Below are 14,131 nucleotides of genomic sequence, written 5' to 3' on the forward strand. Positions count from 1 at the left end.
TACACTTGGCGCTTTGCCACGCTTGCGGATTGTCTTCATGCGCTCCATCCGGCTGTTTGTGCTGCTTGCATTGGTGCTGGCTCTGCCGGCGTGCTCATTGTTTCACGGCAAGCGCGACAATCTCGACACGATGACGGTCGAGGCGCTGTACGACCACGCCACGACCGCGCTGAAGAACAGCAACTATGGCGGTGCCGAGCAGCTTTACAACAAGCTGATCGCGCGTTTCCCCTACGGACCTTACACCGAGCGCGCGCAGATCAACCTCGCCTACGCGCAATTCAAGAACGACCAGCCCGACGATGCCTACGCCACGGCCAACCGTTACATCAAGACCTACCCGGCCGCGAACGACATCGCCTACGCCTATTACCTGCGCGGACTGATCAACTTCAATCGCTCCGGCGGCATGCTTTCGCGCATCTTCCCGGTCAACCGCAGCAAGCGCGATCAGGGTTACGCGGTGCAGTCGTTCGATGACTTCAGCCAATTGCTGCAACGCTATCCGACCAGTCCCTACGCACAGGACGCGCGTCAGCGCATGATCTGGCTGCGCAACGGACTGGCGCAGTTCGAGATGAACATCGCGTTCTATTACTACGAGCGCCAGGCCTACATTGCCTCGCTGAACCGCGCCAAATACGTGCTCGAACACTATCAGCAGGCGCCGCAAACCGGCGATGCGCTGGCGCTGATGGTGCAGAGCTACAAGCACCTCGACGACCCCAAGCTGGCCGATCAGGCGCTGGCCGTGCTCAAGCTCAATTACCCGCATCACCCGTACTTCAAGCACCCCAACAGCTGGCCGCACTACAGCTCGGATCTGTGGCGGCTGATTCCATTCAAGGGCGGCTTCGGCGTGACTGATTCCGGGGTCACGGCCGCCAGCCAGAAGTGATCGGGTAGCGCCGTTCGCGTCCGAAGGCCCGCGTGGTCACCTTCGGCCCCGGTGCCGCCTGGCGGCGCTTGAACTCGTTGACCAGCACCATGCGCGCCACGCGGCGCACGGTTTCGGCATCGAAACCGGCGGCGACGATTTCGGCCTGCGATTGCTCGCCCTCGACGAAGCGCTCGAGGATCGCATCGAGCAGGTCATACGGCGGCAGTAAATCCTGGTCGGTCTGCCCGGCGCGCAGTTCCGCCGATGGCGCGCGCTCGATCACGGCATGCGGAATCACTTCGCCCGCTGCCGAGTCGCGGGTCCCGGGTTCCTTCTGGTTGCGCCAGCGCGCCAGCGCATACACGGTGGTCTTGTACACGTCCTTGAGCGGCGCGTACGCCCCGCACATGTCGCCATACAGGGTCGCATAACCCACCGCCAGCTCGCTCTTGTTGCCGGTGGACAGCAGCAGCGCACCGAACTTGTTGGACAATGCCATCAGCAGCACGCCGCGGATGCGCGATTGCAGGTTTTCCTCGGTCACATCCGGCGCGCGACCGGCGAACTCCGGCGCCAGCGTATGCAACAGCGCCGCGAAGGCGGGCTCGATCGGCAGCTCGGCGCAGCGCACGCCCAGCTTGCGCGCCTGCGCATCGGCTTCGCGCGCCGACAGATCGGAGGTGAAGCGCGAGGGCAACCGGTAAGCACGGACATGCTCGGCGCCCAGCGCGTCCACCGCCAGCACGAGCGTGAGCGCCGAATCGATGCCGCCGGACAGCCCCAGCAGCACGTCGGAGAAACCATTCTTGCGCACGTAATCGCGGATGCCACGCACCAGACCTGCATACAGCACGGCCTCGGCAGAGACATCGGCCACGGCGGGCCAACCCTGTGCCCGCAGGGTGCGCGTCGCGGACTCGAACTCGGCCCACAGCAACGCGTCGAGGAAGGCCGGCGCACGCGCAGCCACCGTGCCATCGCCGTGCACCAGCAGCGAACCGCCGTCGTAGACCACCTCGTCCTGCCCGCCGACCAGGTTGAGGTAGGCGATGGCGCAACCGGTTTCGCGCGCGCGCGCCACCAGCATCATCTCGCGCTCGGCCGCCTTGGCCGCGTCCCACGGCGAGGCGTTGATCACCACGATCAGCTCGGCGCCGGCGCGCGCCGCCGCTGCGGCCGGCTCAGCCTGCCACACGTCCTCGCAGATCAGCATGGCGACGCGCACACCGCCGATCACGGCAATGCTGCTGGCACTGCCCGGACGGAAATAGCGCCGGTCGTCGAACACACCGTAGTTAGGCAGCGTCTGTTTGTGCGCGATCTGCACGACATGGCCCTCGCGCAGCAGGGCGGCGGCGTTGTACACCTCGCCCTCGCTGTGCGGGAAGCCGACCAGGACTGCCAGGCCATCGGTCGCGGCCGCCAGGGAGTCCAGCTCCTGCTGGCAGGCGGCGAGGAAACTCGGGCGCAGCAACAGGTCTTCCGGTGGATAACCGCTCAGGGTCAGCTCGGGACAGACCAGAAGGTCGGCGCCACCTGCGCGTGCCTCGCGCATCAGCTCGCGCACCTGCACCGCATTGGCCGCGACGGCGCCGACGGGAAAATCATGCTGGGCCAGCGCCAAGCGCAATGTCGCCATGGAGGTCCGATCCGTGATGGGGGTGTGCGCCGCGGCGGCAATCTCCGGCTTGTGGTGGCGCGCGCCCGGACCTGCATTGTAGTGCGTCGGCACCCGGCAACCGCAGCAGCCCCGCGCCACCGGCCTCCGGCACTTACGGCTTTTTTATGCGAGCGGCGGCGATTTGTATCCCGTACTTATGCGCTGCGCGGGACAGTGCGGTGGTCTCTCCGGGAGTTCATCCATGGATATCGTCTACCTCCTCCTGCTGCTGGTGCTGGCCGGGTCCACGCTTGGTTTTCTGCTTCTGTGCGAACGCCTGCGGGGGCGCCGCCCATGAACATCACCTATGGCATCGCGCTGCTGGTCGCCATCGCGCTGGCCGTGTACCTGATCGTGGCGCTGCTGAAACCGGAGTGGTTCGAATGAGCACCAACGATTACCTGCAGATGGCGCTGTATATGGTCGTGCTGCTGGCGCTGGTCAAGCCCGTCGGCGCCTACATGGCGCTGGTGTTCGCCGAGACGCCAAACCGCGTGACCTGCTTCGGCGCACCGATCGAACGCTTGCTCTACCGCCTCGGTGGCATTCGTGCCGACGAGGAAATGAGCTGGAAGCGCTACGCCCTGGCCATGCTGCTGTTCAATCTGCTCGGCTTGCTGGCCCTGTATCTGCTGCAGCGCGTGCAGCAGTGGCTGCCGCTGAACACGCAGCACCTCGGCGCAGTGGCGCCAGGCTCGGCCATGAATACCGCGATCAGTTTCGCCAGCAATACCAACTGGCAAGGTTATGCCGGTGAAACCACGATGAGTTATCTCACCGACATGCTCGGCCTGACGGTGCAGAATTTTCTCTCCGCGGCAACCGGCATCGCGGTGTTGCTGGCGGTGATCCGCGGTTTCATCCGGCGCAATGCCGCTACGGTCGGCAATTTCTGGGTCGATCTGACGCGCTCGACGCTGTACGTGCTGCTGCCGCTGTCGCTGCTGCTGGCACTGGCGCTGAGCTCGCAGGGCGTGATCCAGAATCTGCGGCCTTACGTCGACGCGCATCTGCTGCAGGCCACCACGCAAACGGTCGCCACGCAGCGCGCCGATGGCCACAGCAGCAGCCGGCTGATCCCCGTGACGACGCAACTGTTGCCGATGGGCCCGGCGGCCTCGCAGATCGCCATCAAGCAACTGGGCACCAACGGCGGCGGATTTTTCAACGTCAACTCGGCGCACCCGTTCGAGAACCCGACGCCGCTGAGCAACTTTCTGGAGATGCTGGCGATCCTGCTGATTCCCGCCGCGCTCTGCTACACCTTCGGCGAAATGGTGGGCGATCGCCGCCAGGGCTGGGCGCTGTTGGCGGTGATGACGGTGATCTTCGTGCCGTTGATGATCGGCTGCGTCGCCGCCGAACAAGCCGGCAATCCGGCGCTGCATGGATTGCACGTCGATCAGCACGCATCGGCGCTACAGGCCGGCGGCAACATGGAGGGCAAGGAAGTGCGTTTCGGCATCGTCGACTCGGCGATCTGGTCGACGGCGACGACCGCGGCATCGAACGGATCGGTCAACTCCATGCTCGATTCCTACACGCCGCTGGGGGGGCTGATCCCGCTGTGGCTGATGCAGCTGGGCGAGGTGATTTACGGCGGCGTCGGCTCGGGCCTGTACGGCATGCTCGCCTTCGCCGTGGTGGCCGTGTTCATCGCCGGCCTGATGGTCGGACGCACACCGGAATATCTCGGCAAGAAGATCGAAGCCTACGAGATGAAGATGGCCAGCCTGGTGGTGCTGATCCCGTGCGCGCTGGTGACCATCGGCACCGCGATCGCAGTGCTCGCGCCGGCGGGCCTCGCCGGCATGGCCAACCCCGGCGCGCATGGCTTCACCGAGGTGCTGTACGCCTTGTCGTCGGCCTCCAACAACAACGGCAGCGCCTTCGCCGGACTGGCCGCGAACACGGCGTTCTACAACACCCTGCTCGGCATCTGCATGTACATCGCGCGCTATCCGCTGGCCATCGGCATGCTCGCCATCGCCGGCTCGCTGGCCGCGAAGAAACACGTGCCGGCCTCGGCCGGCACGCTGCCCACGCATACCCCGCTGTTCGTGGTGCTGCTGGCCGTCACCGTGATCGTGGTCGGCGCGCTGACCTTTCTGCCGGCGCTGGCCCTGGGCCCGATCGCCGAATCCCTGATGGCTACGGGACACTGACATGAGCGCCACTACCCACAACGCGCGCGGTTTTGATCGCGCCATCCTCGCACGCGCGCTGGCGGATTCGTTGCGCAAGCTGGCGCCGCGCGCCCAGTTTCGCAATCCGGTGATGTTCGTCGTCTTCGTGTGCAGCATTCTGACCACGGGACTGTGGCTGCAGGCGCTGGCGGGGCATGGCGAGGCGCCGACCGGATTCATTTTTGGCGTGGCCGCGTGGTTGTGGTTCACGCTGTTGTTCGCCAATTTCGCCGAGGCCATCGCCGAAGGCCGCGGCAAAGCCCAGGCGCAGGCTCTGCGCAGCGCGCGGCGCGACGTGCTGGCCAAGCGCATGCGCGACGCGCACGATCGCGGCAACGTCGAGTTCGTCCCGGCCGCCGATCTGCGCGCCGGCTATCTGGTGCTGGTCGAGACCGGCGATCTGGTGCCCGGCGACGGCGAAGTGGTCGAGGGCGCAGCGACCGTGGACGAGAGCGCTATCACCGGCGAGTCCGCACCGGTGATCCGCGAATCCGGCGGCGATCGCAACTCGGTCACTGGCGGCACGCGCGTGCTGTCCGACTGGCTGGTGGTGCGCATCGCCAGCAATCCCGGCGAGAGTTTTCTGGACCGCATGATCGCCATGGTCGAGGGCGCCTCGCGGCGCAAGACGCCCAACGAGATCGCACTGACCATCCTGCTGGCCAAGTTCAGCCTGATCTTCCTGCTCGCCTGCACCACCTTGCTGCCGTATTCGCTGTACAGCGTGCACGCGGCCGGGCGTGGCGAGCCGATCACCCTCACGGTGCTGATCGCGCTGCTGGTGTGCCTGATCCCCACCACCATCGGCGGGCTGCTGTCCGCGATCGGCATCGCCGGCATGGACCGCATGATCCAGGCCAACGTGATCGCCACTTCGGGACGCGCGGTCGAGGCGGCGGGCGATGTCGACGTGCTGCTGCTGGACAAGACCGGCACGATCACCCTGGGCAACCGCCAGGCCGTGGCTTTCCACGCCGCGCCGGGCGTCGATCAGCCGACACTGGCGGATGCGGCGCAACTTGCCTCGCTGGCCGACGAGACGCCGGAAGGGCGCAGCATCGTGGTGTTGGCCAAGGAGGCGCACGGCCTGCGTGAGCGCGCACTCGACGGCATGCGCTTCGTACCATTCACCGCGCAAACGCGCATGAGCGGCGTCGACGCGAGCACGCGCTGCGTCCGCAAGGGCGCGGTCGACGCCATCGAGAAATACCTGAGCGCAGCCGGTGCCAGCCTGCCCGCCGCGGTGCGCCGCGTGGCCGAGGACATCGCGCGCCGCGGCGCCACGCCACTGGCGGTGGCCGATGGCGCACGTGCGCTCGGCATCATCGAGCTCAAGGACATCGTCAAGGGCGGCATCCGCGAGCGCTTCGCCGAACTTCGCCGCATGGGCATCCGCACCATCATGATCACCGGCGACAACCCGCTGACCGCGGCAGCGATCGCCGCCGAGGCCGGGGTCGATGATTTCCTCGCCGAAGCCACGCCCGAGGCCAAGCTCAGGCTGATCCGCGACATCCAGGCCGAGGGCCGTCTGGTGGCGATGTGCGGCGACGGCACCAACGACGCCCCCGCGCTGGCGCAAGCCGACGTCGCGGTGGCCATGAACACCGGCACCCAGGCGGCCAAGGAAGCCGGCAACATGGTCGACTTGGATTCCAACCCGACCAAACTGATCGAGGTGGTCGAGATCGGCAAACAGATGCTGATCACGCGTGGCGCCTTGACGACGTTTTCCATCGCCAATGACGTGGCCAAATACTTCGCCATCATTCCGGCCGCGTTCGCCTCGACCTACCCTGCGCTGGGCGTGCTCAACATCATGCATCTGGCCACACCGCGGAGCGCGATCCTGTCCGCGGTGATCTTCAACGCGCTGATCATCATCGTGTTGATCCCGCTGGCGCTGCGCGGCGTGCGCGCGCGCGCGCTGGGTGCCGCCGCGCTGCTGCGCCGCAACCTGCTGATCTACGGACTCGGCGGCCTGGTGGTGCCGTTCATCGGCATCAAACTGATCAACATGCTGCTGGTTGCTCTGCACTTCGCCTGAGGAAGCAATCATGGCACTCACCCGCCCCGACTTCCCGGTAGCGCACTGCGTGTCGTGCCGTCACCGCCATGCGCTGCGACCGCTACTGCTGGTCTTGGCCGGTTGCGTGGGACTTCTCGCCACGCACCCTGTCCGCGCTGATGCCGCGCTCAACGGCAATGTCGCGATGGTGTCCGACTACGTGTTCCGCGGCCTGACCCAGACCTGGGGCCAGCCGGCCTTGCAGGGTGGCGCCGGTATCCACGCCGACGGCTTCGACGCCGGTTTCTGGGGTTCGAGTGTCAATGCGCGCAGCTACCCGGGAGGCGGTGACGAGCTCGACCTCTACGCCAGCTACGGCCGCGACTTCGGCGACGGCTTCAACTGGCGTGCCGGCCTGTATGGCTACCTGTATCCAGGTGCCAACCTCGACCATGCCGGCTTGCCTGCGCAATCGCTGGATACGGCCGAGGTCAACGCCGCGCTGGGCTGGCGCTGGTTCACTCTGCAATACAACCGCGCGCTCACCGACTACTTCGGTGCCGGCCGCGCCGCCGGCTTCCAGGGCGCCAGCCGTGGCACGAGCTACCTGCAACTGGACGCCCGCTTCGCGCTTGGCCCCGCGTGGACACTGGCGCTGCACGTCGGCCACACGCACTACACCACCACGCTGGCCGCGCCCCTGTCCGACGGCGCGCGCAATCCAAGCTACAGCGATTACGGCATCACCGTGCTGCGCCAGCTCGATGCCCATTGGTCGCTGGGCGCCAGCCTCATCCATGCCACCAACGCGGCCTATTACCGCGCCACCGCCAGCTACCTCGACGCCAGCAACATGCTTGATGTCGGCGGCACGCGCGGCATCGTGACGTTGCAAGGCTCGTTCTGACCGGAGTTGCCCATGCGTATGCTGTTGCGCCAATCGCTTTCCCTGCTGCTGCTGCTGACCCTGCTCACCGGCGTGCTGTATCCACTGGCCTGTACCGGGCTGGCGCAACTGATTTTCCCGCGCCAGGCCGACGGCAGCCTGATCGTGCGCGACGGGCAGGTCCTGGGCTCGCGCCTGATCGGCCAGAGTTTCAGCGGACCGGCTTATTTCTGGAGCCGGCCCTCGGCCACCACGCCCTATGCGTACGCTGCCGATGCGTCCTCGGGTTCCAATCTCGGGCCGACCAATCCGGCCCTGCGCAACGCGATCGAGCGACGCATTGCCGCGCTGCAAGCCGCCGATCCGGCCCAGCACGGCTCGATCCCGGTGGATCTAGTCACGTCCTCGGCCAGCGGGCTCGACCCGGACATCACCCCGGCAGCGGCGCAGTACCAGCTCGCGCGCGTGGCGCAGGCGCGGCATCTTCCGCCGGCGGCCGTGCAAGCCATGATCCGGGCCTCCACGCGTGCGCGGCAGTGGGGTGTGCTGGGCGAGCCGCGCGTCAACGTGCTGGAACTGAATCTGCGCCTGGATGGCTTGTGGTCGCGGCACTGAGAGGCTGTGAATTTTTCAGCCTCTCAGCCCGGCCATGGATGGCCGGACGCGAAGCGGTCACGCCAGTGGCTGATTCGCGCAGGCGCGTACGGACCTGTGCCGGACGCGCCGATGAAAAATTCCGCACGACGCGGAATTTTTCACAGGCTCTGAGTGATGCCTGGCTGGCGCCGCGACGCGCACGCGTCCACCATGGGCGCCATCGCAACTGCACAAGCTGATTCATGGCCGCCGAGCACGCCGACGCGCGCCCCGATCCCGATGCACTCCTGCAACGCGTGCAACGCGAAGCCAGAACCGCCGCGCGCGGTCGCCTGAAGATATTTCTTGGCGCCGCGGCGGGTGTGGGCAAGTCCTACGCCATGCTCGAGGCCGCGCGCAAGCAGGCCGCCGCCAGCATCGATGTGGTCGTCGGCTATGTCGAGTTGCACGGTCGCGCGGAAACCGAAGCGCTGCTCGATGGACTGCAGATCCTGGCACCACAACGGCTGCAGCATCGCGGCATCACGCTGAGCGAATTCGATCTCGACGCCGCCCTGGCGCGGCATCCCGCGCTGCTGCTGGTCGATGAGCTGGCCCACAGCAATCACGCCGGCGCGCGCCATGCCAAGCGCTGGCAGGACGTGGTGGAACTGCTCGACGCAGGCATCGATGTCTACACCACGGTCAACGTCCAGCACGTGGAAAGCCTCAACGACGTGGTCGCGCAGATCACCGGCGTGCGCGTGCGCGAAACCGTGCCCGACAGCGTGTTCGAGAGCGCCGACGAAGTCGAGCTGATCGATCTGCCGCCGGATGACCTGATCGAGCGCCTGCGCGAAGGCAAGGTGTACCTGCCCGAGAAAGCCAGGCACGCGACCGCTGCGTTCTTCCGCAAAGGCAACCTGATCGCGCTGCGCCAGCTCGCGCTGCGCGCCACCGCCGATCGCGTCGATGCGGCCATGCGCGAATATCGCGAACGCCATGCCATCGCCGATACCTGGGCTGCCGGCGAGCGCGTGCTGGTGTGCATCGGCCCCGATGCGCTCTCGGAACGTCTCGTGCGCCGCGCCCGCCGGCTGGCCAATGCCTTGCATGTCGAATGGCTGGCGGTCTATGTCGAAACGCCACGACTGCAGCACCTGCCGCAGTCCGCGCGCGATCGCGTGCTGCGCACGCTCAAGCTGGCCGAGAGCCTGGGCGCGCAGACCGACAACCTCAGCGGCGAGCACGTGGCGGAGGAACTGCTGGATTTCGCGCGCCAACGCAATGTCAGCAAGATCATCGTCGGCAAACCGCTGCGTACGCGCTGGCGCGACCGTCTGCGTTCCAGTCTGGTCGATGCGCTGATCCGCGGCAGCGGCGACATCGACGTACTGGTGGTGACCAGCGAACCGGGCGCCGTGATCGCAACCATGCCACGCCTGCCGCGACATCGCAGCCGCCGCCCGGCCTACCTCAAGGGACTGGCGGCCGTGGCGCTGGCGACGGCGCTGTGCGCGGCGCTGTTTGACGTGCTGGGCCCAACCAATCTGGTGATGATCTATCTGCTCGCCGTGGTCTGGGTGGCGACACACTATGGGCGCGGGCCTTCGGTACTGGCCGTCGTGGCCAGCGTCGCGCTGTTCGATTTCCTGTTCGTGCAGCCGTATTTCTCGTTCGCCGTTTCGGATACGCAGTACCTGCTGACTTTCGCGGTGATGCTCACGGTGGGCCTGACGATCAGCAACCTGACCGCGCTGGGCCGGCGCCGCGCCGCGGTGGCGCGGCATCGCGAGCGGCGCATGCGCTCGCTACTTGCGCTGAGCAGCGAGTTGGTGCGCGAACGCTCGCGCGAACGCCTGGTCGAGGTGCTGCGTCGTCACATCAGCCGCGCGGTAAACGGGCAGACCGCGGTGTTGTTCGCGGATGGCGAGGGTCACCTTCTGGACCCGGATTTTTTCTGTACGCGCGGGCACGCGCCGCCAGCGGGACAGACCTGGTTTCCGGTCCCGGGCAATGATCTGGGCATCGCGCAATGGGCCTACGACCACCAGCGCAGCGCTGGCGTCGGTACGGACACGCTAGCCAATGCTGACGCGCTGTACCTGCCACTGAAAGCGATGCAACGCTGCATCGGCGTGCTCGGCCTGCGCCCGCGCGAACCGCGCCAATTGCAGGTGCCGGAACAGATGCGCGCGCTGGATGCGATGGTCAATCTGGCGGCCATCGCCATCGAGCGCGTGGAACTGGCCGTGGCCACACGCACTGCCGGCATCGAGATCGAATCCGAACGCCTGCGCAATGCCATGCTGAGTTCGATCTCGCATGATTTCCGCACGCCGCTGGCGACCATCATCGGTGCCGCCACCACGCTGCTGTCGGATACGCCCGCAGGCATCGACGAGGCGCACCGGCGCACGCTGCTGCAAAGCCTTTTGGCCGAAGCCGAGCGCCTGCACCGGCTGAGCGGCAACCTGCTCGACCTGAGCCGCTTCGACGCGGGCGGGCCACGGCTCAAGCGCGAATGGCTGGCCATCGACGAACTGATCGGCGCGGCCCTGGCGCAGTTGCACGGCGCGCTCGGCCAGCGTCCGCTGCGCGTCGATCTGGCGCCGGATCTGCCACTGTTCCCTGGCGACGAGACGCTGATCGGGCAACTGCTGATCAACCTGATCGAAAACGCGATCAAGCACACGCCCGCTGACAGCGCCATCGAAATCGCCGCGCAGGCGGACGCTGATTGGCTGCATGTCGCGGTGCGCGACCGTGGCCCGGGCCTGCCCGCAGGCGATGCGCAACGCCTGTTCGAGAAATTCCAGCGCGGGCGCGCCGAGGATGCGCAGGCCGGCTTCGGCCTGGGCCTCAGCATCGCCCGCGCCATCGTCCTCGCGCATGGCGGCCAGATCAGCGCGCAGCCGCGCGCAGGCGGCGGCGCCGAATTCACGTTCACCCTGCCATTGCACCGTGCGGAGCAACCCGGCGATGACTGAGCCGCTTGCCAGCATCGTGTTGATCGAGGACGACCCGCAGATCCGGCGTTTCCTGGTGGCGGCGCTGGAAATCCACGGCTACGCGCCGCACGAGGCCGCGACTGCCGCCGAGGGTCTGCGTCAGGTCACCATGCGCCAGCCCGATCTGGTCATTCTGGATCTCGGCCTGCCCGACGCGTCCGGGCTGGACCTGATCAAACGGCTGCGCGAGTGGTACCAGCGCCCGATCCTGGTGCTGTCGGCGCGCACGCAGGAGCACGACAAGGTGGCGGCGCTGGATCGCGGTGCCGACGATTACCTGAGCAAGCCATTTGGCATCGAGGAACTGCTGGCGCGCCTGCGCGTGGCCCTGCGCCACCTCGCCGGGCAACACGCGGGCGATGCCAGCGGGCGCATCGAGGCCGGCGGCCTATTGATCGATGCCGGCGCGCGGCGTGTGTTCAAGAACGGCAGCGATGTCCACCTGACCCCACGCGAATATCAGTTGTTGCTGGCGCTGGCCAGCCAGCGTGGCAAGGTGCTGACGCACCGCCAATTGCTGCGCGAAGTATGGGGACCGACGCATGTCGAGTCGCCGCACTATCTGCGCATCTACATGCGCGCGCTGCGCGCCAAGATCGAGGACGACCCGGCGCGACCACGCTGGCTGCTGACCGAGATCGGCGTCGGCTATCGCTTTGCCGACGAAGGCTGACGTCGCGTCTTGCTGAAATGCGATGGGCCGCGAACGTGGCCCAAGGATGGTTCTTGTTGGAGCACTGCCCGATCATGCATCGCGGCACTCCATCAGAGCTTGCTCTGCTCCACTTCGCGCTCGCGCTGCATCAGCGTCCATTCCGCGTGCTCGGTCAGTGCCGCCTCGCCGAGTGAAATCAGGATCTGGCGTTGCTCGATGGCCTCGGTCGCGCGGTCCAGCGCCGTGCGTGCGCTGGTGAAAATCCGCTGCATGAATCGGTACTGCCGGATCAGCTCCTTGTCGGCCTTGCGGTAAGCGTAAGCCTCGCGCACCGCGGCGATGATCGACAGTGTCGCCATGAACATCACCAGCGTGTTCTTGGTGTCCTGCGCAAAGATGTGCGCAAACACCACGAGCACGATGCTGATCGCGACACCGCCCCACAAACTGATCGAGCCGACCATTTCGGTGATGTGGTGCAGCCCCGAACGTTCGACCGTCTTGCGTTCGTAGTAATGCAACTGCCCCGATTTTCCGGATACACCGACCCATTCCGCGATCACGCGCGTCAAAGCCTCCGGCCCATGCGTGGCCGGGTCCACGCGCGCATCCAGGCCAACGGCACGCATGACATTGCGAATCCAGCCAAGTTCGGTGTTCTGCCGCTGCAGGAAGTTGTCGTGCGCGAATTCATGTCCTCCGGTCGCCGGGATGCCCGCGTGCCGCCAGTACGATTGCACGCGCAGGAATTCCGCCAGCGCGCGGTAGTCGAGGTACTTGCGGTGCCAGTCGCGATGACGCGCCAGTCCGACCACCAGCGCTCCGCTGGCGAACAGCAGCAGGAACAGGTAGATCAGATAGTTGTGTTCCGCCAGATGCGCATACAACGCGAAAGCGATGCCCATCAGCGCGGCCAGAGTGTAGGTCGTGCGCATGGCCAGCAACACGCGTCTCTGGAAATGGATCGCCAGCCAATCGGCCGCATAAAAAACATCATCCATCGGCAGCGTGGCGTTGGCGTCACGATGGCTTTGCACGGCAAGCCTGATCGCAGCCGCGTACTTGTCGCACTCGTCGTTGAACTCGGCCATGTGCGTGAACATCTGGCGGAATTCCGGCGGCATGCCAAGTTCCGCCGCCTGCGCCGTCTCGGCCGTGCGCCACAGCGCCTGCAGCGGTTGCAGGCCCACGGCCACCGCGCCATCGGCTTCATTGCGCGAACACACGATGTGAAATAGCAGACGTTCGTCGCCGCCACCGAGCACATGGCGCGCATCGTGGCGCCGGTCGATCAGTCCCGGCATCGAGCCACCGAGGTGATAGCGCACGACCTGCGCGGTGCCGCCGAGTCGGGTGGATTCCTTGCCATCCCAGATCGCCAGCAGGATATGGCAGTGATTGACGATATAAACCCCGGCTTGCGCATACTGGCGGTCGCGCGCCGTGCCCGGCGGTCCCACCGCGTGCCGCGTCTGCCCCGCGCGCAGCGGCAACTGCAACACCTCGGCATGCGCACACAATGCCTCGAAGCGTGCACGCGTGGTCGGGTCGGCAAAATCCTCGAGATACAGATCGCGCGGCAGGGGCAATGGCGCGATCAGGCGCGCGCCCAGCGCCAGCGCTTCCTGGGCCACCAACTGATCGCCGCCCTCGGCCAGGGCCGACAGCACGACCAGTGGCAGTGCCGGGAAATCGTGCTGGAGCTGCGCAAGGAATTCCCGCACGCGCCGGCGGATCGACTCGATCTCGCCAGCGGGGATGTTGCGATGACTGGTGACACCGACAACCAGGGGGATCATGGTGGTTTCCAGGCGATGAGGGTTGCATCATAAGTGCGGCATGACCACGCACCGCATGGCCCGGAGGAGGCCGCTGCCGGCCGCCTCCTCACGGAAATGCATGCGCCCCGGGGGATGGCAGGGTCGATATGGGCGTCAGCGCACCTGGTTCTTGATCGTCGGATTGGTGGTAGTGGCGGGAGTGACAACCCGATCTGACTCCGGTTGGGCTCCGCTGGTGTCCCCGCCTTGCTCCGCATCGACCGGCGGCGGCGGGGTCGGGGTCGGGCTCGTGGTGCTTATACGTTCGTTGCCGATACTGGACATGACGTTCTCCTCGATTGATTGAAACAAATGGCCATTGGCCATGCCGGCCAACGGAAGTCCCCAAGGGACGGCATCCCTGCAGTGCTGCTTGCTGCTCGCGAACTTGCTGCGTCGGGTCTGCTGCCCACGGCGCAATGCACTTGCATATCTCTGCATCGCACACC

Annotated in this window: 11 protein-coding genes; 8 read left to right on the plus strand and 3 right to left on the minus strand. The window is 66.4% G+C overall.

The window, feature by feature from the left end:
- Positions 1-37 precede the first annotated feature (37 nt).
- The gene (locus Mschef_RS14100; RefSeq protein ID WP_081129621.1) at positions 38-898 is read left to right on the plus strand and encodes an outer membrane protein assembly factor BamD; all 861 of its coding nucleotides are present in this window, start codon (positions 38-40) and stop codon (positions 896-898) included.
- Here the strand turns inward: Mschef_RS14100 and Mschef_RS14105 are convergent.
- A complete protein-coding gene (locus tag Mschef_RS14105) occupies positions 876-2,519 on the minus strand; it encodes an NAD+ synthase (RefSeq protein ID WP_081129623.1) in 1,644 nt (547 codons plus the stop codon). The two genes, Mschef_RS14100 and Mschef_RS14105, sit on opposite strands and share 23 nt — an antisense overlap.
- Positions 2,520-2,834: 315 nt before the next feature.
- On the opposite strand from Mschef_RS14105, the gene kdpF reads away from it, so the two are divergent.
- The 7 genes from kdpF (at position 2,835) to Mschef_RS14140 (ending at position 11,880) form a co-directional block, all read left to right on the plus strand.
- Entirely contained in the window at positions 2,835-2,927 is a 93-nt protein-coding gene (gene kdpF / locus Mschef_RS17315; protein WP_136256202.1) for a K(+)-transporting ATPase subunit F, read from the plus strand.
- On the plus strand, positions 2,924-4,705 hold the full coding sequence (gene kdpA / locus Mschef_RS14115) for a potassium-transporting ATPase subunit KdpA (RefSeq protein ID WP_081129628.1): 1,782 nt from the start codon (positions 2,924-2,926) through the stop codon (positions 4,703-4,705). The genes kdpF and kdpA overlap by 4 nt, the downstream gene beginning before the upstream one ends.
- 1 nt (position 4,706) lies before the next feature.
- Positions 4,707-6,773 carry a potassium-transporting ATPase subunit KdpB gene (kdpB, locus tag Mschef_RS14120; RefSeq protein ID WP_081129631.1) on the plus strand — a complete coding sequence of 689 codons (2,067 nt, stop codon included), beginning with the start codon at positions 4,707-4,709 and terminating at the stop codon, positions 6,771-6,773.
- Positions 6,774-6,783: 10 nt separating this feature from the next.
- The gene (locus tag Mschef_RS14125; protein ID WP_081129635.1) at positions 6,784-7,641 is read left to right on the plus strand and encodes a TorF family putative porin; all 858 of its coding nucleotides are present in this window, start codon (positions 6,784-6,786) and stop codon (positions 7,639-7,641) included.
- A gap of 12 nt (positions 7,642-7,653) precedes the next feature.
- Positions 7,654-8,235, plus strand: coding sequence for a potassium-transporting ATPase subunit KdpC (gene kdpC, locus Mschef_RS14130; protein WP_081129638.1), 582 nt, complete (start codon positions 7,654-7,656; stop codon positions 8,233-8,235).
- Between the two features lie 224 nt (positions 8,236-8,459).
- Positions 8,460-11,186, plus strand: a complete 2,727-nt coding sequence (locus Mschef_RS14135) for a sensor histidine kinase (RefSeq protein ID WP_081129643.1) — start codon at positions 8,460-8,462, stop codon at positions 11,184-11,186.
- Positions 11,179-11,880: a response regulator gene (locus Mschef_RS14140; RefSeq protein ID WP_081129646.1), complete on the plus strand. Its 702-nt coding sequence runs from the start codon at positions 11,179-11,181 to the stop codon at positions 11,878-11,880. The genes Mschef_RS14135 and Mschef_RS14140 overlap by 8 nt, the downstream gene beginning before the upstream one ends.
- A gap of 92 nt (positions 11,881-11,972) precedes the next feature.
- Here the strand turns inward: Mschef_RS14140 and Mschef_RS14145 are convergent, their stop codons facing one another.
- Together Mschef_RS14145 and Mschef_RS17790 are read right to left on the minus strand one after the other, a co-directional pair.
- On the minus strand, positions 11,973-13,661 hold the full coding sequence (locus tag Mschef_RS14145; protein ID WP_081129649.1) for a hypothetical protein: 1,689 nt from the start codon (positions 13,659-13,661) through the stop codon (positions 11,973-11,975).
- A gap of 135 nt (positions 13,662-13,796) precedes the next feature.
- Positions 13,797-13,967, minus strand: coding sequence for a hypothetical protein (locus tag Mschef_RS17790; RefSeq protein ID WP_168708798.1), 171 nt, complete (start codon positions 13,965-13,967; stop codon positions 13,797-13,799).
- Positions 13,968-14,131 lie beyond the last annotated feature (164 nt).

Origin of the sequence: Metallibacterium scheffleri, from assembly GCF_002077135.1 — a bacterium.
GTDB classification, from domain to species: Bacteria; Pseudomonadota; Gammaproteobacteria; order Xanthomonadales; family Rhodanobacteraceae; genus Metallibacterium; species Metallibacterium scheffleri.

Excerpts from the sequence above, each read along its gene's own strand:
- Mschef_RS14100 (WP_081129621.1), top strand. The coding sequence starts at position 38 with ATGCGCTCCATCCGGCTGTTTGTGCTGCTTGCATTGGTGCTGGCTCTG.
- Mschef_RS14105 (WP_081129623.1), bottom strand. The coding sequence starts at position 2,519 with ATGGCGACATTGCGCTTGGCGCTGGCCCAGCATGATTTTCCCGTCGGC.
- kdpF (WP_136256202.1), top strand. The coding sequence starts at position 2,835 with ATGAACATCACCTATGGCATCGCGCTGCTGGTCGCCATCGCGCTGGCC.
- kdpA (WP_081129628.1), top strand. The coding sequence starts at position 2,924 with ATGAGCACCAACGATTACCTGCAGATGGCGCTGTATATGGTCGTGCTG.
- kdpB (WP_081129631.1), top strand. The coding sequence starts at position 4,707 with ATGAGCGCCACTACCCACAACGCGCGCGGTTTTGATCGCGCCATCCTC.
- Mschef_RS14125 (WP_081129635.1), top strand. The coding sequence starts at position 6,784 with ATGGCACTCACCCGCCCCGACTTCCCGGTAGCGCACTGCGTGTCGTGC.
- kdpC (WP_081129638.1), top strand. The coding sequence starts at position 7,654 with ATGCGTATGCTGTTGCGCCAATCGCTTTCCCTGCTGCTGCTGCTGACC.
- Mschef_RS14135 (WP_081129643.1), top strand. The coding sequence starts at position 8,460 with ATGGCCGCCGAGCACGCCGACGCGCGCCCCGATCCCGATGCACTCCTG.
- Mschef_RS14140 (WP_081129646.1), top strand. The coding sequence starts at position 11,179 with ATGACTGAGCCGCTTGCCAGCATCGTGTTGATCGAGGACGACCCGCAG.
- Mschef_RS14145 (WP_081129649.1), bottom strand. The coding sequence starts at position 13,661 with ATGATCCCCCTGGTTGTCGGTGTCACCAGTCATCGCAACATCCCCGCT.
- Mschef_RS17790 (WP_168708798.1), bottom strand. The coding sequence starts at position 13,967 with ATGTCCAGTATCGGCAACGAACGTATAAGCACCACGAGCCCGACCCCG.